The organism is Salinihabitans flavidus (assembly GCF_900110425.1).
Classification (GTDB): Bacteria; Pseudomonadota; Alphaproteobacteria; order Rhodobacterales; family Rhodobacteraceae; genus Salinihabitans; species Salinihabitans flavidus.
In genome coordinates this window covers 20,594-38,101 of sequence record NZ_FODS01000030.1, presented here as the reverse complement: position 1 = coordinate 38,101, position 17,508 = coordinate 20,594, and the positions used below count along the sequence as shown (strand labels likewise).

Annotated in this window: 29 protein-coding genes; all 29 read left to right on the top strand. The window is 60.9% G+C overall.

The genetic code is table 11. The features are described from left to right. Positions 1-1,176: an elongation factor Tu gene (gene tuf, locus BMW66_RS17370; protein ID WP_093118913.1), complete on the top strand. Its 1,176-nt coding sequence runs from the start codon at positions 1-3 to the stop codon at positions 1,174-1,176. 78 nt (positions 1,177-1,254) lie between these two features. After that, entirely contained in the window at positions 1,255-1,563 is a 309-nt protein-coding gene (gene rpsJ, locus BMW66_RS17365; protein WP_093120309.1) for a 30S ribosomal protein S10, read from the top strand. Between the two features lie 11 nt (positions 1,564-1,574). Further along, on the top strand, positions 1,575-2,417 hold the full coding sequence (gene rplC / locus BMW66_RS17360) for a 50S ribosomal protein L3 (protein ID WP_093120314.1): 843 nt from the start codon (positions 1,575-1,577) through the stop codon (positions 2,415-2,417). Beyond that, positions 2,414-3,031, top strand: coding sequence for a 50S ribosomal protein L4 (rplD, locus tag BMW66_RS17355; protein WP_093120307.1), 618 nt, complete (start codon positions 2,414-2,416; stop codon positions 3,029-3,031). Before rplC ends, rplD begins: the two co-directional genes overlap by 4 nt. Further along, entirely contained in the window at positions 3,028-3,324 is a 297-nt protein-coding gene (locus BMW66_RS17350) for a 50S ribosomal protein L23 (protein ID WP_093120306.1), read from the top strand. The genes rplD and BMW66_RS17350 overlap by 4 nt, the downstream gene beginning before the upstream one ends. Positions 3,325-3,528: 204 nt before the next feature. Then, positions 3,529-4,371 (top strand): 50S ribosomal protein L2, encoded by an 843-nt coding sequence (gene rplB, locus BMW66_RS17345; RefSeq protein WP_093120304.1) that lies wholly within the window; start codon positions 3,529-3,531, stop codon positions 4,369-4,371. A 3-nt stretch (positions 4,372-4,374) separates the two neighbouring features. Then, a complete protein-coding gene (gene rpsS, locus BMW66_RS17340) occupies positions 4,375-4,653 on the top strand; it encodes a 30S ribosomal protein S19 (protein ID WP_093120303.1) in 279 nt (92 codons plus the stop codon). A gap of 3 nt (positions 4,654-4,656) precedes the next feature. Further along, the gene (rplV, locus tag BMW66_RS17335; protein WP_093120301.1) at positions 4,657-5,037 is read left to right on the top strand and encodes a 50S ribosomal protein L22; all 381 of its coding nucleotides are present in this window, start codon (positions 4,657-4,659) and stop codon (positions 5,035-5,037) included. After that, entirely contained in the window at positions 5,037-5,744 is a 708-nt protein-coding gene (gene rpsC / locus BMW66_RS17330; RefSeq protein ID WP_093120300.1) for a 30S ribosomal protein S3, read from the top strand. The genes rplV and rpsC overlap by 1 nt, the downstream gene beginning before the upstream one ends. A gap of 13 nt (positions 5,745-5,757) precedes the next feature. Further along, a complete protein-coding gene (rplP, locus tag BMW66_RS17325; RefSeq protein ID WP_093120298.1) occupies positions 5,758-6,171 on the top strand; it encodes a 50S ribosomal protein L16 in 414 nt (137 codons plus the stop codon). Positions 6,172-6,282: 111 nt separating this feature from the next. After that, the gene (rpmC, locus tag BMW66_RS17320) at positions 6,283-6,489 is read left to right on the top strand and encodes a 50S ribosomal protein L29 (protein WP_093120297.1); all 207 of its coding nucleotides are present in this window, start codon (positions 6,283-6,285) and stop codon (positions 6,487-6,489) included. Positions 6,490-6,493: 4 nt separating this feature from the next. Then, positions 6,494-6,724 carry a 30S ribosomal protein S17 gene (rpsQ, locus tag BMW66_RS17315; RefSeq protein ID WP_093120295.1) on the top strand — a complete coding sequence of 77 codons (231 nt, stop codon included), beginning with the start codon at positions 6,494-6,496 and terminating at the stop codon, positions 6,722-6,724. A gap of 76 nt (positions 6,725-6,800) precedes the next feature. Continuing rightward, entirely contained in the window at positions 6,801-7,169 is a 369-nt protein-coding gene (gene rplN / locus BMW66_RS17310) for a 50S ribosomal protein L14 (protein WP_093120293.1), read from the top strand. Beyond that, a complete protein-coding gene (rplX, locus tag BMW66_RS17305) occupies positions 7,169-7,480 on the top strand; it encodes a 50S ribosomal protein L24 (protein ID WP_093120292.1) in 312 nt (103 codons plus the stop codon). Before rplN ends, rplX begins: the two co-directional genes overlap by 1 nt. Then, on the top strand, positions 7,473-8,036 hold the full coding sequence (gene rplE, locus BMW66_RS17300; RefSeq protein WP_093120291.1) for a 50S ribosomal protein L5: 564 nt from the start codon (positions 7,473-7,475) through the stop codon (positions 8,034-8,036). Before rplX ends, rplE begins: the two co-directional genes overlap by 8 nt. Before the next feature lie 19 nt (positions 8,037-8,055). Further along, entirely contained in the window at positions 8,056-8,361 is a 306-nt protein-coding gene (gene rpsN, locus BMW66_RS17295) for a 30S ribosomal protein S14 (RefSeq protein ID WP_093120289.1), read from the top strand. Positions 8,362-8,373: 12 nt separating this feature from the next. Continuing rightward, positions 8,374-8,766 (top strand): 30S ribosomal protein S8, encoded by a 393-nt coding sequence (rpsH, locus tag BMW66_RS17290; protein WP_093120288.1) that lies wholly within the window; start codon positions 8,374-8,376, stop codon positions 8,764-8,766. A gap of 11 nt (positions 8,767-8,777) precedes the next feature. Beyond that, a complete protein-coding gene (gene rplF / locus BMW66_RS17285) occupies positions 8,778-9,311 on the top strand; it encodes a 50S ribosomal protein L6 (protein WP_093120287.1) in 534 nt (177 codons plus the stop codon). 11 nt (positions 9,312-9,322) lie between these two features. Next, positions 9,323-9,682, top strand: a complete 360-nt coding sequence (rplR, locus tag BMW66_RS17280) for a 50S ribosomal protein L18 (RefSeq protein WP_093120285.1) — start codon at positions 9,323-9,325, stop codon at positions 9,680-9,682. Between the two features lie 12 nt (positions 9,683-9,694). Then, entirely contained in the window at positions 9,695-10,261 is a 567-nt protein-coding gene (gene rpsE / locus BMW66_RS17275) for a 30S ribosomal protein S5 (protein WP_093120284.1), read from the top strand. Positions 10,262-10,273: 12 nt separating this feature from the next. Then, positions 10,274-10,462, top strand: a complete 189-nt coding sequence (gene rpmD, locus BMW66_RS17270; protein WP_093120282.1) for a 50S ribosomal protein L30 — start codon at positions 10,274-10,276, stop codon at positions 10,460-10,462. 217 nt (positions 10,463-10,679) lie between these two features. After that, the gene (rplO, locus tag BMW66_RS17265; protein WP_093120281.1) at positions 10,680-11,153 is read left to right on the top strand and encodes a 50S ribosomal protein L15; all 474 of its coding nucleotides are present in this window, start codon (positions 10,680-10,682) and stop codon (positions 11,151-11,153) included. A 106-nt stretch (positions 11,154-11,259) separates the two neighbouring features. Then, entirely contained in the window at positions 11,260-12,627 is a 1,368-nt protein-coding gene (secY, locus tag BMW66_RS17260; protein ID WP_093120279.1) for a preprotein translocase subunit SecY, read from the top strand. Further along, complete coding sequence (locus tag BMW66_RS17255) at positions 12,624-13,265, top strand: adenylate kinase (protein WP_093120278.1); 642 nt, start codon at positions 12,624-12,626, stop codon at positions 13,263-13,265. The genes secY and BMW66_RS17255 overlap by 4 nt, the downstream gene beginning before the upstream one ends. Before the next feature lie 196 nt (positions 13,266-13,461). Then, on the top strand, positions 13,462-13,830 hold the full coding sequence (gene rpsM, locus BMW66_RS17250; RefSeq protein WP_093120276.1) for a 30S ribosomal protein S13: 369 nt from the start codon (positions 13,462-13,464) through the stop codon (positions 13,828-13,830). Positions 13,831-13,845: 15 nt separating this feature from the next. After that, positions 13,846-14,235, top strand: a complete 390-nt coding sequence (gene rpsK / locus BMW66_RS17245; RefSeq protein ID WP_093120275.1) for a 30S ribosomal protein S11 — start codon at positions 13,846-13,848, stop codon at positions 14,233-14,235. A 112-nt stretch (positions 14,236-14,347) separates the two neighbouring features. Further along, entirely contained in the window at positions 14,348-15,364 is a 1,017-nt protein-coding gene (locus BMW66_RS17240; RefSeq protein WP_093120313.1) for a DNA-directed RNA polymerase subunit alpha, read from the top strand. Positions 15,365-15,533: 169 nt separating this feature from the next. Beyond that, positions 15,534-15,953 (top strand): 50S ribosomal protein L17, encoded by a 420-nt coding sequence (rplQ, locus tag BMW66_RS17235; protein ID WP_093120273.1) that lies wholly within the window; start codon positions 15,534-15,536, stop codon positions 15,951-15,953. Positions 15,954-16,124: 171 nt separating this feature from the next. Continuing rightward, positions 16,125-17,507, top strand: coding sequence for a trypsin-like peptidase domain-containing protein (locus BMW66_RS17230; protein WP_093120271.1), 1,383 nt, complete (start codon positions 16,125-16,127; stop codon positions 17,505-17,507). The last annotated feature ends 1 nt before the right edge of the window (position 17,508 follow it).

The window sequence follows — 17,508 nt, the reverse complement described above, 5'->3', positions numbered from 1 at the left end:
ATGGCAAAGCAAAAGTTTGAGCGCGGCAAGCCGCACGTAAATATTGGCACGATCGGCCACGTCGACCACGGCAAGACGACGCTGACGGCGGCGATCACGAAGTATTTCGGCGACTTCCAGGCGTATGACACGATCGACGGGGCGCCGGAGGAGAAGGCGCGCGGGATCACGATCTCGACGGCGCATGTGGAATACGAGACCGACAACCGCCACTACGCGCATGTCGACTGCCCCGGCCACGCCGACTACGTCAAGAACATGATCACGGGCGCGGCGCAGATGGACGGCGCGATCCTGGTGGTGAACGCCGCCGACGGGCCGATGCCGCAGACGCGCGAGCACATTCTTCTGGGCCGCCAGGTCGGTATTCCGGCGATGGTGGTGTTCCTCAACAAGGTCGACCAGGTGGACGACGAGGAGCTTCTGGAGCTTGTCGAGATGGAAGTGCGCGAGCTTCTGAGCGAGTACGACTATCCGGGCGACGACATTCCGATCATCGCGGGCTCCGCGCTGGCGGCGATGGAGGGCAACAACCCGGAAATCGGCGAGAACAAGATCCGCGAGCTGATGGCGGCGGTGGACGAGTATATCCCGACGCCGGAGCGGGCCATCGACCAGCCGTTCCTGATGCCGATCGAGGACGTGTTCTCGATCTCGGGGCGCGGCACGGTTGTGACCGGCCGGGTTGAGCGCGGCGTTGTGAACGTCGGCGACGAGCTTGAGATCGTCGGCATCAAGGACACCAAGAAGACGACCTGCACGGGCGTTGAGATGTTCCGCAAGCTGCTCGATCGCGGCGAGGCGGGCGACAACGTGGGTGTTCTGCTGCGCGGCATCGACCGCGAGGGCGTGGAGCGCGGGCAGGTCCTGTGCAAGCCCAAGTCGGTGAATCCGCACACGAAGTTCGAGTGCGAGGTCTACATCCTGACCAAGGAAGAGGGCGGTCGCCACACGCCGTTCTTCGCCAACTACCGCCCGCAGTTCTACTTCCGCACGACGGATGTGACCGGGACGGTGACGCTGCCCGAGGGCACGGAAATGGTGATGCCGGGCGACAACCTGAAGTTCTCGGTCGAGCTGATCGCGCCGATCGCCATGGAAGACGGGCTGCGCTTTGCCATCCGCGAAGGCGGCCGCACCGTCGGCTCCGGCGTCGTGTCCAAAATCCTTGAGTAACGAACTCGGGTTCGACGAGGGCCGTCGGGTGAGCCGGCGGTCCTCCTATCAACTCCAACGCCTTGAAAGGCACCAAAAATGCAAAGCCAAAATATCCGCATTCGGCTGAAGGCATTCGACTACCGCGTGCTGGATGCCAGTACGCTGGAAATCGTGAATACGGCAAAGCGCACCGGCGCTCATGTCCGTGGCCCGATCCCGCTGCCGAACAAGATCGAGAAGTTCACCGTTCTGCGTGGCCCCCACGTTGACAAGAAATCCCGCGACCAGTTCGAGATCCGCACCCACAAGCGCCTTCTCGACATCGTGGATCCGACCCCGCAGACCGTGGACGCGCTGATGAAGCTCGATCTCGCGGCCGGCGTGGACGTGCAGATTTCGGTTTGAGGGGGGTATCTCTGATGCGCTCTGGTATCATCGCAAAGAAAGTCGGCATGACCCGGCTTTTCATGGAAGACGGCAGGCAGATTCCAGTCACCGTGCTTCAACTCGACGGCCTTCAGGTCGTGGCGCAACGCACTGCGGACAAGGACGGCTATACCGCTGTTCAGCTTGGCACCGGCACGGCCAAGGCCAAGCGCGTGTCACAAGCGATGCGCGGTCATTTCGCTATCGCCAAGGTGGCGCCGAAACGCAAGGTCGCGGAATTCCGCGTGGCGCCTGAGAACCTGATCAACGTGGGCGAGGAAATCACCGCTGACCATTATTTCGAAGGTCAGTTCGTGGATGTCTCGGGCACCTCGATCGGCAAGGGCTTCGCCGGCGCCATGAAGCGGCACAACTTTGCCGGTCTGCGGGCCACGCACGGTGTGTCGATCTCGCACCGCTCGCACGGCTCCACCGGGCAGTGCCAGGATCCCGGCAAGGTCTTCAAGGGCAAGAAAATGGCCGGTCACATGGGCGCGGCCCGTGTGACCACGCAGAACCTTCAGGTCGTCAAGACCGACGCCGAACGCGGTGTCATCATGGTCAAGGGCGCGGTTCCGGGCTCCAAGGGGGGCTGGGTCACGGTCAAGGATGCGGTGAAAAAGCCGTTCCCCGAAAACGCGATCCTGCCCGCGGCCCTGAGATCCGCCGCCGAAGAGGCCAAGCGCCTTGCCGAGGAAGCCGCCGCACAGGCCGCAGCCGAGGAGGAGGCCGCAGCGAAGGCCGCCGCCGAGGAACAGGCCGCGCAGGAAGCCTCCGCCCTGAAAGACGCCGAGGCCGAAATCGAGGCTGACAAGAAGGAAGGCGATCAATGAAACTCGACGTGATCAAACTCGACGGCGTGAAAGCCGGCGACATCGAGCTCGACGCCGACCTGTTCGGGCTCGAGCCGCGCGCCGACATCCTGCACCGTGTGGTCCGTTGGCAGCGTAACAACGCGCAGCAGGGCACCCACAAGGTCAAGACGCGTTCGGAAACCTCGTATTCCTCCAAGAAGATCTATCGCCAGAAGGGCACCGGCGGCGCACGCCACGGTGACCGCAACGCGCCGATCTTCCGCAAGGGCGGTATCTACAAGGGACCGACCCCGCGCAGCCACGGCCACGATCTGCCGAAGAAGTTCCGCAAGCTCGGCCTGCGGCACGCGCTTTCGGCGAAGGCCAAGGCCGGTGAACTGGTGGTGATCGACAGCGCGGAATCCGACGGAAAGACCGCGGCGCTGGCCAAGCAGCTCAAGAACCTTGGCTGGAAGCGCGCACTGGTTATCGACGGGGCGCAGGTCAACGAAGGCTTTGCCCGTGCCGCACGCAATATCGAAGGTCTCGATGTGCTGCCGTCGATGGGCGCAAATGTCTATGATATCCTCCGCCGTGACACGCTCGTGCTCACCAAGGCGGGTGTCGAAGCACTGGAGGCTCGGCTGAAATGAGCGCGAAGGCTGAACATTACGACGTGATCCGCAAGCCGGTCATCACCGAGAAGGCGACGATGGCGTCCGAAAACGGCGCGGTTGTCTTCGAGGTATCGATCGATGCGAACAAGCCGCAGATCAAGGAAGCCGTCGAGGCGCTCTTTGGTGTGAAGGTGAAGGCGGTCAACACCACCATCACCAAGGGCAAGGTCAAACGCTTCCGCGGCCAGCTTGGCAGGCGGAAGGATGTGAAAAAGGCTTATGTGACCCTCGAAGAGGGAAACACTATCGACGTGACCACGGGTCTCTGATAGGAAGCCGCGAACCGAGTCGGCCCCGGTGTTCCGGGGCCGACGATTATTTGATGGAGACCCTCGGGGCTCTTTATCGCCGGGCACCTCGCCATATGTCCCGACAGGGGCGCAGGAAAGGGGCCTTTATTCGTGGCAGGCGGTCGCCTGCCCACAAACACAGCGGACCGCAAAGGTTCGCACTGCTAACGGAAGACAGAAAGCATGGCACTCAAGTCGTATAAGCCGACGACGCCGGGCCAGCGCGGGCTGGTGCTGATCGACCGTTCGGAGCTTTGGAAAGGACGTCCCGTCAAATCCCTGACAGAGGGTTTGACGAAATCGGGCGGCCGGAACAACACCGGACGGATTACCTCGCGCCGACGCGGGGGAGGGGCGAAGCGCCTCTACCGGATCGTTGACTTCAAACGTAGAAAATTCGATATGGCGGCCACCGTCGAGCGGATCGAATATGACCCGAACCGGACCGCCTTCATTGCGCTGATCAAGTATGAGGACGGCGAACAGGCCTATATCCTCGCGCCGCAGCGTATGGCCGTGGGCGACAAGGTCTTCGCCGGCAACAAGGTTGACATCAAGCCCGGCAACGCGATGCCGTTCTCGGGCATGCCGATCGGCACGATCGTTCACAACATCGAGATGAAGCCCGGCAAGGGCGGACAGATCGCACGCGCCGCCGGCACCTATGCGCAGTTTGTCGGCCGCGATGGCGGCTATGCGCAGATCCGGCTCAGCTCGGGCGAACTGCGTCTGGTGCGTCAGGAATGCATGGCCTCCGTTGGGGCCGTGTCGAACCCCGACAACAGCAACCAGAACTTCGGCAAGGCCGGTCGCTCCCGCCACATGGGCAAGCGTCCGTCAGTCCGGGGTGTCGTGATGAACCCCATCGACCACCCGCACGGCGGTGGCGAAGGCCGGACTTCCGGGGGTCGCCACCCGGTGACGCCATGGGGCAAGCCGACCAAGGGCAAGCGCACTCGCAATACCAACAAGGCGTCGCAGAAGCTTATCCTGCGCTCGCGGCACGCACGTAAGAAAGGGCGCTAACATATGGCACGCTCTGTTTGGAAAGGCCCCTTCGTTGACGCTCATGTCCTGAAAAAGGCAGAGGCGGCACGCGAGTCGGGGCGCAAGGAAGTGATCAAGATCTGGTCGCGCCGCTCGACGATCCTGCCCCAGTTCGTGGGTCTGACGTTTGGCGTCTACAACGGCCACAAGCACGTTCCCGTGCTGATATCCGAGGACATGATCGGCCAGAAGTTCGGTGAATATTCGCCGACCCGCACCTACTACGGGCATGCGGCCGACAAGAAAGCGAAGCGGAAGTAAGTCATGGGCAAGGCACAAAACCCCCGCCGCGTGGCAGACAACGAAGCAATGGCCAAGACCCGGATGCTTCGCACAAGCCCGCAGAAACTGAACCTGGTGGCCGCCATGATCCGCGGCAAGAAGGTGGAGAAGGCATTGACCGATCTCACCTTCTCGAACAAGCGGATCGCGCAGGACGTGAAGAAATGCCTTCAGTCCGCCATCGCCAACGCCGAGAACAACCATAACCTCGATGTCGATGAACTCGTCGTCTCCGAGGCCTATGTGGGCAAGAACCTTGTGATGAAGCGAGGCCGTCCGCGCGCTCGTGGCCGGTTCGGCAAGATCATGAAACCGTTCTCGGAGATCACCATCACGGTGCGTCAAGTTGAGGAGCAAGCCTAATGGGTCATAAAGTCAATCCGATCGGCATGCGCCTTCAGGTCAACCGTACCTGGGACAGCCGTTGGTTCGCCAACACCAAGGACTACGGCGACCTTCTTCTCGAAGATCTCAGGATCCGTGAGTTCATCAAGAAAGAGGCCAAGCAGGCCGGCGTTTCGCGTGTGATCATCGAGCGTCCGCACAAGAAGTGCCGCGTGACGATCCATACTGCACGTCCGGGCGTGATCATCGGCAAGAAAGGCGCGGACATCGAAACCCTGCGCAAGAAGCTGTCGAACATGACCGACAGCGAGTTGCACCTCAACATCGTCGAAGTGCGCAAGCCGGAACTCGATGCGCAGCTCGTCGGCGAATCGATCGCTCAGCAGCTGGAACGCCGCGTTTCGTTCCGCCGCGCCATGAAGCGGTCGGTGCAGAACGCGATGCGCATGGGCGCCCTGGGTATCCGGGTGAACGTCGCGGGCCGTCTCGGCGGGGCGGAAATCGCCCGGACCGAATGGTATCGCGAAGGCCGTGTTCCGCTGCATACGCTGCGGGCGGACATCGACTATGCCCAATCCGAGGCGGTAACGCCCTACGGTATCATCGGGATCAAGGTCTGGATCTTCAAAGGCGAGATCTTGGAACACGATCCTGCGGCGCGTGACCGCAAGGCACAGGAACTCCAGGACGGTCCGGCCCCGCGTGGCGCCGGCGGCCGTCGCTAAGGGGGAATGAAAGATGCTTCAACCAAAGCGCACAAAATACCGTAAGCAGCATAAAGGCCGGATCAAGGGCTTCGCCAAGGGCGGGTCGGATCTCAACTTCGGCTCTTTCGGGCTCAAGGCGGTTCAGCCAGAGCGGATCACCGCACGTCAGATCGAGGCCGCGCGCCGCGCGATGACGCGCCACATGAAACGTCAGGGCCGGGTCTGGATCCGGATCTTTCCCGACACGCCCGTGACCTCCAAACCCACCGAGGTTCGTATGGGTAAGGGGAAAGGCTCGGTCGATTTCTGGGCTGCCCGCGTTAAACCCGGTCGTGTGATGTTTGAGATTGACGGGGTGGACGATACTGTGGCAAGGGAGGCTCTCCGTCTTGCCGCGATGAAGCTGCCGATCAAGACTCGTGTGGTTGTCCGCGAAGACTGGTAAGAATTTTCCCGGCCCCCGATCAAGACATCCGGGGGCTGGGCCATTTGCAATCCACCAGATGAAAGGTGACCCCCTCGGGGCCTTCTGGTGATGTTAGAAAGGATAAGGCGAATGAGCGCCAGCGAACTGAGAGACAAGACCCCTGACCAGCTCCGTGAGGAACTGGCCGGCCTGAAGAAGGAGGCGTTCAATCTGCGTTTCCAGCAGGCGACCGGGCAGATCGAGAACACCGCACGCATGAAGCTCGTCCGTCGCGACGCGGCGCGTGTCAAAACCATTCTGAACGAAAAGGCCGCTGCCGCGGCATCGGAGGCCTGATCCAATGCCCAAGCGTATCCTGCAAGGTGTGGTCACCAGCGACGCAAACGCCCAGACCGTGACTGTTTCGGTCGAACGTCGCTTTACCCACCCGGTCATGAAGAAGACCATTCGTAAGTCCAAGAAATACCGGGCTCACGACGAGAACAACGCATACAAGGTCGGGGATGCTGTTCGCATCGTCGAGTGTGCGCCAAAGTCGAAGACAAAACGCTGGGAGGTGCTGGAGGCGTAAGCTGACAGTCCTTTCGGTTTAATCGAAACCCTGGGGGAGATAATGAGACCAGCCCCCACAGGTCGGGAGAAACCACATGATCCAGATGCAGACCAATCTGGATGTCGCTGACAACTCCGGCGCTCGCCGGGTGCAGTGCATCAAGGTTCTGGGTGGTTCCAAGCGTAGATACGCCTCCGTTGGCGACATCATTGTCGTCTCGGTGAAGGAAGCCATCCCGCGCGGTCGCGTGAAAAAAGGGGACGTCCGCAAGGCCGTCGTCGTGCGCACCGCCAAGGAAGTCCGTCGTGAGGACGGCACCGCGATTCGCTTCGATCGCAATGCAGCTGTTATTCTGAACAATAACAACGAACCGCTCGGCACCCGTATCTTCGGGCCGGTCGTGCGCGAGCTGCGGTCGAAGAACTTCATGAAGATCATCTCGCTGGCTCCGGAGGTGCTCTGATGGCTGCGAAACTGAAAAAAGGCGACAAGGTCGTCGTTCTCGCCGGTAAGGACAAGGGCAAGGAGGGCACGATTACCTCCATCGATCCGACCTCCGGCAAGGCCGTTGTCGACGGCGTGAACATGTCCATTCGCCACACACGCCAGTCGCAAACCTCTCAGGGGGGCCGTCTGCCCAAGGCGATGCCCATCGAGTTGAGCAATCTGGCCATTGTCGACAAGAACGGCAAACCCACCCGCGTGGGCTTCCGCATGGAAGGCGACAAGAAAGTCCGCTTTGCCAAGACCACGGGGGACGTGATCGATGCTTGATACCGCGAAATACACCCCGCGCCTGCGCTCGGTCTATGCGGAGACGATTCGTCCCGCACTGAAAGAGGAATTCGGCTACAAGAACGACATGCAGACCCCGCGTCTGGACAAGATCGTTCTCAACATCGGCTGCGGCCGTGCCGCCGTGAAGGATGCCAAGAAGGCCAAGTCGGCCGTCGAGGATCTGAGCCTCATTGCCGGTCAGAGAGCCGTTCCGACCATCGCCAAGAACTCCATCGCCGGGTTCCGGGTGCGTGAAGGCATGCCCATGGGCGCCAAGGTCACGTTGCGCGGCGACCGGATGTATGAATTTCTGGATCGTCTGATCACCGTCGCGATGCCGCGCGTCCGCGACTTCCGCGGCGTGCCTGGCAAGAGTTTCGATGGCTACGGCAACTATGCCCTGGGCCTGAAAGAACACATCGTGTTCCCCGAGATCGACTTCGACAAGGTCGATGAGAACTGGGGCATGGACATCGTGATCGCCACCACCGCGAAAACCGACGCGGAAGCGAAGGCGCTGTTGAAGCATTTCAACATGCCGTTCAACAGCTGAAGCGCGGGAGGAAAGAGATATGGCTAAGAAATCAATGATCGAACGCGAGAAGAAGCGTCAGCGCATGGTGGAGCAGTATGCCGCCAAACGTGCCGAGCTGAAGGAAATCGCCAAGGATGAATCCAAGCCGATGGAAGAGCGTTTCAAGGCGCGCCTGAAGCTTGCAAAACTGCCGCGCAATTCGTCGCCGACGCGGCTTCACAATCGCTGCCAGCTGACCGGCCGTCCGCACGCTTACTACCGTAAGCTCAAGATCAGCCGGATCGCTCTGCGGGACCTGGGCTCCAGTGGCCAGATCCCCGGCATGGTCAAATCGAGCTGGTAAGGAGAGCGTGACATGAACGATCCTATCGGTGATATGCTCACCCGCATCCGCAACGGTCAGATGCGCGGCAAATCCACGGTGATGACCCCGGCCTCCAAACTGCGGGCCTGGGTTCTCGATGTGCTGGTCGCGGAAGGCTATATCCGCGGCTACGAGACGCAGACGGACGAGCGCGGCATGCCCGCCCTTGAAATCGGTCTGAAGTATTTCGATGGCACCCCTGTTATCCGCGATCTGAAACGGGTCTCCAAGCCCGGTCGTCGCGTCTATCTGGGCGTCAAGGACATCCCGTCGGTCCGTCAGGGCCTCGGTGTGTCGATTGTCTCCACCCCCAAGGGTGTGATGTCGGACTCTGCAGCACGCTCCGCCAATGTCGGCGGCGAAGTGCTCTGCACGGTATTTTAAGGAGGTCGCTGATGTCTCGTATTGGCAAACGACCGGTCGAGCTTCCCTCGGGTGTGTCCGCGGCGATCTCTGGCCAGACCGTCGAAATCAAGGGGCCCAAGGACACCCAGTCCTTTACCGCGACCGACGATGTGACGCTGAAGATGGAAGACAACACCATCACGGTCACCCCGCGCGGATCGTCCAAGCGGGCGCGCCAGCAATGGGGCATGTCCCGCACGGTCATCGCCAACATCGTGCAGGGCGTGAGCCAGGGCTTCAAGAAAGAGCTGGAGATCAACGGTGTCGGCTATCGTGCGCAGATGCAGGGCAATACCCTGAAGCTCGCGCTCGGGCTGAGCCACGACGTCAACTTCGATGTTCCGGAAGGTGTCACGGTGACTGCACCGAAGCCGACGGAAATCGTCATCGAGGGCACCAATTCGCAACTCGTCGGGCAGGTCGCGGCCAATATCCGCGACTGGCGTCCGCCTGAGCCCTACAAGGGCAAGGGCATCAAATACAAAGACGAGTATATCTTCCGCAAGGAAGGCAAGAAAAAGTAAGGACGAAGGCAATGGCAAACAGCAAAAGACAACTGTTCCTGAAACGCCGCCTGCGCGTCCGGAACAAACTTCGCAAGGTGAACGCAGGGCGTCCGCGCCTGAGTGTTCATCGCTCCAACAAAAACATCAGCGTGCAGCTGATCGACGATGTGAACGGCGTCACCCTGGCCTCCGCCTCCACGCTGGAGAAGGATCTCGGGTATATTGGCAAGAACCATGTCGAAGCGGCCACCAAGGTGGGCGTGACGATTGCCGAACGTGCCAAGAAAGCCGGCGTCGAAACGGCATATTTCGATCGTGGTGGCTTCCTCTATCACGGCACGGTGAAGGCTCTGGCCGACGCCGCGCGTGAAGGCGGCCTGAAGATCTAAGGAGACGAGAGAATGGCAGAACGTGATAACCGCCGGGGCAATCGCCGCGACCGCGATGAGACGCCGGAATTCGCCGATCGTCTCGTGGCGATCAACCGGGTGTCGAAAACCGTGAAGGGTGGTAAGCGCTTCGGCTTTGCCGCGCTCGTGGTGGTCGGCGATCAGAAGGGCCGCGTGGGTTTCGGCAAGGGCAAGGCCAAAGAGGTGCCCGAGGCGATCCGCAAGGCCACCGAGCAGGCCAAGCGGAAGATGATCCGCGTACCGCTGCGCGAGGGCCGCACCGTGCACCATGATGGCTATGGCCATCACGGGGCGGGCAAGGTTGTCCTGCGCACCGCGCCGGAAGGGACCGGGATCATTGCCGGTGGTCCGATGCGGGCCGTGTTCGAGATGCTGGGCATCAAGGACGTGGTGTCCAAGTCAGTCGGCACCCAGAACCCCTATAACATGATCCGTGCAACGCTTGATGCGCTTCAGGCGCAGTCGAGCCCGCGCATGGTAGCGGCGCGCCGCGGCAAGAAGGTGGCGGACATCCTGCACAGGGACGATGCCCCCAAGGCCGAAGCGGCGGAAGCCTAAGGAGACGAGATTATGGCGAAAACCATCGTTGTAAAGCAGATCGGTTCTCCGATCCGCCGCCCCGCTGACCAGCGTCAGACGTTGATCGGCCTCGGGCTCAACAAGATGAACCGCACGCGGGAGCTTGAAGACACCCCGTCCGTGCGCGGGATGATCAACAAGATCCCGCATATGGTCAAGATTATCGAAGAGCGCGAGTGAATGGTGGATTAATCCCCACCCTCTGAATCCAGACACCCCCGGCGCGGGCGCCGGGGGTGTTTCCTTTCCGGCAAGGGCGGCTTGTGACGCGACTTGCAAGCCGTGTGCAACCCGTCTATACGCCCCGGGTGGTCCTGAGCCACGAGAATCATAGATTACGTCAAGCCGCGGTTGGCCCATCACGCTTCGGGGTCACATCCGGCACTGGAGAAGCGACATGAAACTGAACGAACTGCGCGATATCGACGGCGCAACCAAGAAACGCACGCGGGTTGGCCGTGGTCCCGGCTCTGGCAAGGGCAAGATGGGCGGCCGCGGGATCAAGGGTCAGAAATCCCGCTCGGGTGTGGCCATCAAGGGCTTCGAGGGCGGCCAGATGCCGATTTATCAGCGTCTGCCCAAGCGCGGCTTCAACAAGCCCAACCGCAAGTCCTTCGCTGTGGTCAATCTCGGAACACTCGCCAAGTTCATCGAGGCCGGCAAGATCGACACCGCGGCCCCCGTGACCGAGGACGTGCTGATTGAATCGGGTCTTGTGCGGCGCAAGCTGGACGGCGTCCGCATTCTGGCGAAGGGCGATTTTTCGACCAAGGTGAACCTGGAAGTCACCGGCGCCTCAAAGTCCGCGATCGAAGCGGTGGAGAAGGCGGGCGGCACGCTTACGGTCACTTCCGCCAAGGCGGCAGAATAAGAGGTTGTGGGGGCGGCGTCGTCCGCTTACATAGCTCCTAGTTTTCCAACGACGCCGCCAGACCGGAAAACGGTTTTGGCGGCGTTGCCATGAAGAGAGAGCCCCAATGGTTTCAGCAGCAGAGCAAATGGCGGCCAACACGAGCTGGGCGTCCCTTGCCAAGGCCACCGACCTTCGCAACCGCATCCTGTTCACGCTGGGATTGCTGATCGTCTACCGCCTTGGCACCTATATTCCCGTCCCCGGTATTGATGGCGCGGCCCTGCGTGAATTCATGGAGGAGGCGTCCACCGGCATCGGCGGTATCCTGTCCATGTTCACCGGCGGCGCGTTGGGGAGGATGGGGATCTTTGCTCTTGGCATCATGCCCTACATCTCGGCCTCGATCATCATCCAGCTACTGGCGTCAATGATTCCGGCGCTGGAGCAGATCAAGAAAGAGGGCGAACAGGGGCGCAAGAAGCTCAACCAGTATACCCGCTACGGCACCGTCGCGCTTGCCACGCTGCAATCCTACGGGCTTGCCGTCAGCCTTGTGACCGGGGAGTTGGTGCAGCCCGACGTCGACTACTGGTTCTTCATTGCGTCCTGCATGATCACCCTTGTGGGCGGCACCATGTTCCTGATGTGGCTGGGCGAGCAGATCACCGCGCGCGGGATCGGCAATGGCATCTCGCTGATCATCTTCGTCGGCATCATCGCAGAGGTGCCCGCGGCACTGGCGCAATTTCTGTCACAAGGGCGCACCGGCGCGATCAGTCCGGCGGTGATTATCGGCGTGATTCTGATGGTGATCGTCACCATTGCCTTCGTGGTGTTCATGGAACGCGCCCTGCGCAAGATCCATATACAGTATCCACGCCGCCAGGTGGGCATGAAGGTTTATGACGGCGGCTCCTCGCACCTTCCGGTGAAGGTTAACCCGGCAGGCGTGATCCCGGCCATTTTCGCAAGCTCGCTTCTGCTGCTGCCGACCACGATCTCGACCTTTTCGGGGGCGAACTCCGGGCCGATCATGTCGACAATCATGGCCTATTTCGGCCCCGGACAGCCGCTTTACCTGCTGTTTTTCGTCGCGATGATCGTGTTCTTCGCCTTCTTCTATACGTTCAACGTATCGTTCAAGCCCGACGACGTGGCCGATAACCTGAAGAATCAGAACGGTTTTGTTCCCGGCATCCGCCCGGGCAAGAAAACGTCCGAATATCTTGAGTATGTCGTCACCCGGGTTCTGGTGCTCGGCTCCGGTTATCTGGCGGCAGTTTGTCTTCTTCCCGAAATTCTTCGTGGACAGCTCGCGATCCCGTTCTATTTTGGCGGCACCTCTGTTCTGATTGTGGTCTCCGTGACGATGGACACGATCCAGCAGGTTCAGAGCCATCTTCTGGCCCACCAGTATGAAGGGCTGATCGAAAAATCACAGCTGCGCGGCAAGGGACGCAAGCGTGGCCGGAAAGGAGCTGCCCGTCGATGAACATCATACTGCTTGGCCCCCCCGGTGCCGGAAAAGGCACACAGGCGCGTTTCCTTGTCGAAGAGCGCGGCATGGTGCAATTATCCACGGGCGATATGCTGCGCGACGCGCGGACCTCGGGAACCGAAATGGGTAACAAGGTCGCCGCGATCATGGACGCCGGCCAGCTTGTGACCGATGAAATCGTGATCGGGCTGATCGAGGAAAAGCTGACGACTGAAAGCGGTTCCGGGTTCATATTTGATGGCTTCCCGCGCACGCTGGCGCAGGCCGATGCTCTGAACGCGCTTCTGGCGAAGCTGGGGCAAACGCTTTATACCGTGATCGAAATGCGCGTGGACGACGAGGCGCTGATCGAGCGCATCACCGGGCGCTACACCTGCGGTGACTGCGGAGCGGTGTACCACGACAAGACCAAGCCGACGAAAGTCGAGGGCAAATGCGATGTTTGCGGTGGCACCAACATGGTCCGCCGGGCCGACGACAATGAGGAAGCGCTGCGCACGCGGCTGATGGAATACTACAAGAAGACATCGCCGCTTATCGGCTATTACTACGCCAAGGGCGACCTGCGTCCGGTCAACGGACTCGCCGACATGGACGAGGTCAAGGCCTCCATCGCGGCTATTCTGGACTAGTCTGGATCGGGGGTTGACGCACCGCGCAAAACCCCATACGCAGCAACATCTCGGATAGAGAATCACATTGCCGCTGCGGCCTCGCCCGCACGGCAGACCACCTGATCAGCATGGGCCCGGCGCTTCCAAGCATCGGGCTTGCGTTGTGAAAAAAGGTTCTGGAACTACGGAACCGCAACGAAAAGGAAAGTGACACGTGGCACGTATCGCCGGCGTTAACATCCCGACCCACAAGCGGGTCCCGATCGCCCTTACATACATCACCGGAATCGGCCCAAGTTCGGCCAAGGATATCTGCAAAGCTGTCAATATCGACGAAGCGCGTCGTGTGAATGAGCTCAGCGATGCGGAAGTTCTTGCCATGCGCGAGCATATCGACGCGAATTTCACCGTAGAAGGCGACCTGCGCCGTGAGGTGCAGATGAACGTCAAGCGCCTGATGGATCTTGGCTGCTACCGCGGTCTGCGCCATCGCCGCAACCTCCCTGTGCGCGGTCAGCGCACTCATACCAACGCGCGGACCCGCAAAGGCCCCGCGAAGCCGATCGCCGGCAAGAAGAAATAAGGGAGGGCGAAAACAATGGCACGCGAAAAAACTCGTACCAAGCGTAAAGAGCGCAAGAACATCGCCGCAGGCGTTGCGCATGTGAACAGCTCTTTCAACAATACCAAGATCCTGATTTCAGACGTGCAGGGCAATGCGATCGCCTGGTCGTCCGCTGGCACGATGGGCTTCAAGGGATCGCGTAAATCGACCCCCTATGCCGCGCAGATGGCCGCGGAAGACGCCGGCCGCAAGGCGCAGGAACATGGTGTGAAAACAATCGAGGTCGAGGTGCAGGGCCCCGGTTCGGGCCGTGAATCGGCGCTGCGCGCGCTGGCCGCGGTCGGTTTCAACATCACCTCGATTCGTGATGTGACCCCGATTGCTCACAACGGTTGCCGCCCGCCCAAACGCCGCCGCGTCTGAGCCGCGATTTATTATCCTGGGGTCGCGCTCGCGCACGGCCCCAGTTCGTCGTTTTTAACCTCGGGCGTCTGGTCGTTTAGGACATGGTGACCAGACAGGAATGGAGGGACGCATGATCCACAAGAATTGGCAGGAATTGATCAAGCCGACCCAGCTTGACGTAAAGCCGGGGAATGACCCCGCACGTCAGGCCACGGTCGTGGCAGAGCCGCTGGAGCGCGGCTTTGGTCTCACGCTGGGCAACGCCCTGCGTCGGGTTTTGATGAGCTCGCTTCAAGGTGGAGCCATCACCAGCGTGCAGATCGACAATGTTCTGCACGAGTTTTCCTCGGTCGCAGGGGTGCGCGAGGACGTAACCGATATCATCCTCAACCTCAAGGGTGTCGCGCTGCGGATGGAAGTCGAGGGGCCGAAGCGGCTCTCGGTGAACGCCAAGGGACCGGGCATCGTGACCGCCGGAGACATTTCCGACAGTGCCGGGATCGAGATCCTGAACCGCGATCACACGATCTGCCACCTCGACGAGGGGGCGGACCTCTACATGGAACTGACGGTCAACACCGGCAAGGGGTATGTCGCGGCCGACAAGAACAAGCCCGAGGACGCACCCATCGGCCTGATCCCGATCGACGCGATTTATTCGCCGGTCAGGAAGGTAAGCTATGACGTGCAGCCGACCCGTGAAGGTCAGGTGCTCGACTATGACAAGCTCACCATGAAGATCGATACCGACGGCTCGATCACACCCGACGACGCCGTTGCCTTCGCCGCGCGGATTCTTCAGGATCAACTCTCGATTTTCGTCAATTTCGAAGAGCCAGAAGCCGCCGGACGTCAGGACGAAGACGATGGGCTGGAGTTCAACCCGCTTCTGCTCAAGAAGGTCGACGAGCTGGAACTTTCGGTGCGGTCGGCCAACTGCCTCAAGAACGACAACATCGTCTATATCGGCGATCTCATCCAGAAGACCGAGGCAGAGATGCTGCGCACGCCGAACTTCGGCCGCAAGTCGCTCAACGAGATCAAGGAAGTGCTCTCGGGCATGGGTCTGCATCTCGGAATGGACGTCGAGGACTGGCCGCCCGACAATATCGAGGATCTGGCCAAGAAGTTCGAAGACGCCTTTTGATGGCATTGCGGTGCGGCGGGTGATCCTGCCGCACCGACAACGGCACCGGCGCAATACCGACGTTTTACCGACGTTCTGCCGACGTGCCAAAATCGGGCTTTTCGCCCCAAGGTGAGGGACTGACACGCATCGGTCCCCGGACAAAGCAAAATAGTATTGGAGACTGAAAATGCGTCACGCAAGAGGCTACCGCCGCCTGAACCGCACCCACGAGCACCGCAAGGCGCTCTTTTCCAACATGGCCGGCTCACTGATCGAGCATGAGCAGATCAAGACCACCCTGCCCAAGGCCAAGGAACTGCGTCCGATCATCGAAAAGCTGATCACGCTCGCCAAGCGGGGAGATCTGCACGCCCGCCGTCTGGCAGGCTCGAAACTCAAGCAAGAACAATATGTTGCCAAGCTGTTCGACGTGCTCGGCCCGCGCTACAAGGACCGTCAGGGCGGCTATGTGCGCGTTCTGAGGGCCGGCTTCCGGTATGGCGACATGGCCCCGATGGCGATTATCGAATTCGTTGATCGCGACGTCGATGCCAAAGGCGCCACCGACAAGGCGCGCCTTGAGGCAGAAGAGACCGCCGAAGGATAACTGGTCCGGCCTTCCGGACTTGCACCCCCGCTCTTTCGAGCGGGGGTTTTGCATTTTTTTCAGGTGCTTGTCGTTCAATCGAATGCCGATCGCCATGCACAGCCGGGGTGCGGCTTGCATTCCGCCTCTCTCTCTCACATATCGTGTGGGAAGATCAGTAGGGGGCTCCTCGTGTTTCGCGCAATTCTAACCGTCGTGATACTGCTCGTGCCTGCCATCGCGCCGGCGGATACCCGAACACCGCAAAGCCAGGCCGAAATTTCCCTCGGCTTTGCTCCTCTGGTGAAAGAGACGGCGCCGGCCGTCGTCAACATCTACGCCAAGCGCGTGGTTGCCGTGCGGTCCAACCCGTTTTCCGACGATCCGTTTTTTCAGCAGTTTTTCAGAGACTTCGGACAAGTGCGACCGCAGGTCCAGAACTCCCTGGGGTCTGGTGTGATCCTGAGCGCGGACGGCATCGTGGTGTCGAACTACCATGTTGTCGGTATGGCCACGGACATTCGTGTCGTGCTCAATGATCGACGCGAGTTCAGCGCAAGGGTGATGCTCGCGGATGAGGAAAGCGACCTTGCGGTTCTGAAACTGGAGGGCGCGCAGGACATGCCGCACCTGACTTTGCGCGACAGTGACAGCGTCGAGGTCGGGGAATTGGTGCTGGCCATCGGAAACCCGTTCGGCGTCGGTCAGACCGTCAGCAGTGGTATCGTATCTGGGCTCGCCCGTTCGGGCGGAGCCGCTGGCGGAGGATGGGGCTATTTCATCCAGACAGATGCCCCGATCAATCCGGGCAATTCCGGTGGGGCACTTATCGACGTGAACGGGGAGCTGATCGGTGTGAATACACGTATTCTGACCCGATCCGGAGATTCGAATGGAATCGGGTTCGCAATTCCCTCTGGTCTCGTGGCGCAGTTTCTCAAACAGGCCAAGGCCGGAAATGAGCAGTTCGAACGCCCTTGGGCCGGGATAAACGGCCAGCCTGTCGACGCCGATATGGCCGAGGGGCTGGGGCTGGATCGCCCCGGTGGGATCATCATATCGGCCCTGCACGATGCCAGCCCCTTCAAGGCGGCCGGTCTTAATAGGGGCGACGTAGTGCTTGAAGTGGATGGTCTTCCTGTGAATACGCCGGCTGAAATGGTGTTCCGCATGTCCGTCGCCGGGTTGGATGAAACGGTGCGCGTACGGGCCTTCATGGGCGGTGCGCCGCGCGAGGTTGACGTGCTGATGCAGTCCGCGCCGGAGAACCCGCCGCGCGACACGCTCTCCACGGGGCGCGGCAGCGCCATTCCGGGGCTGACAATATCCAATGTCAATCCCGGCGTGCTCGCCGAGTATGGCCTGCCCCTCGACACTGCCGGTGTCGTCGTCGAGGACCCTGGAGAAATCGGTGCCCGAGCCGGATTGCAGCCCGGTGATGTCCTGCAACGTGTGGATGGCGAGCGTGTCGGCGATACCGCCCAAGCGCGCGATGCGCTGCGCCGGGCAAGCGGGCGGCTGGTGCTTGACGTGCAGCGCGGCAACCAGCAGGTTGTCATGCGCTTTCGGCTTTGAC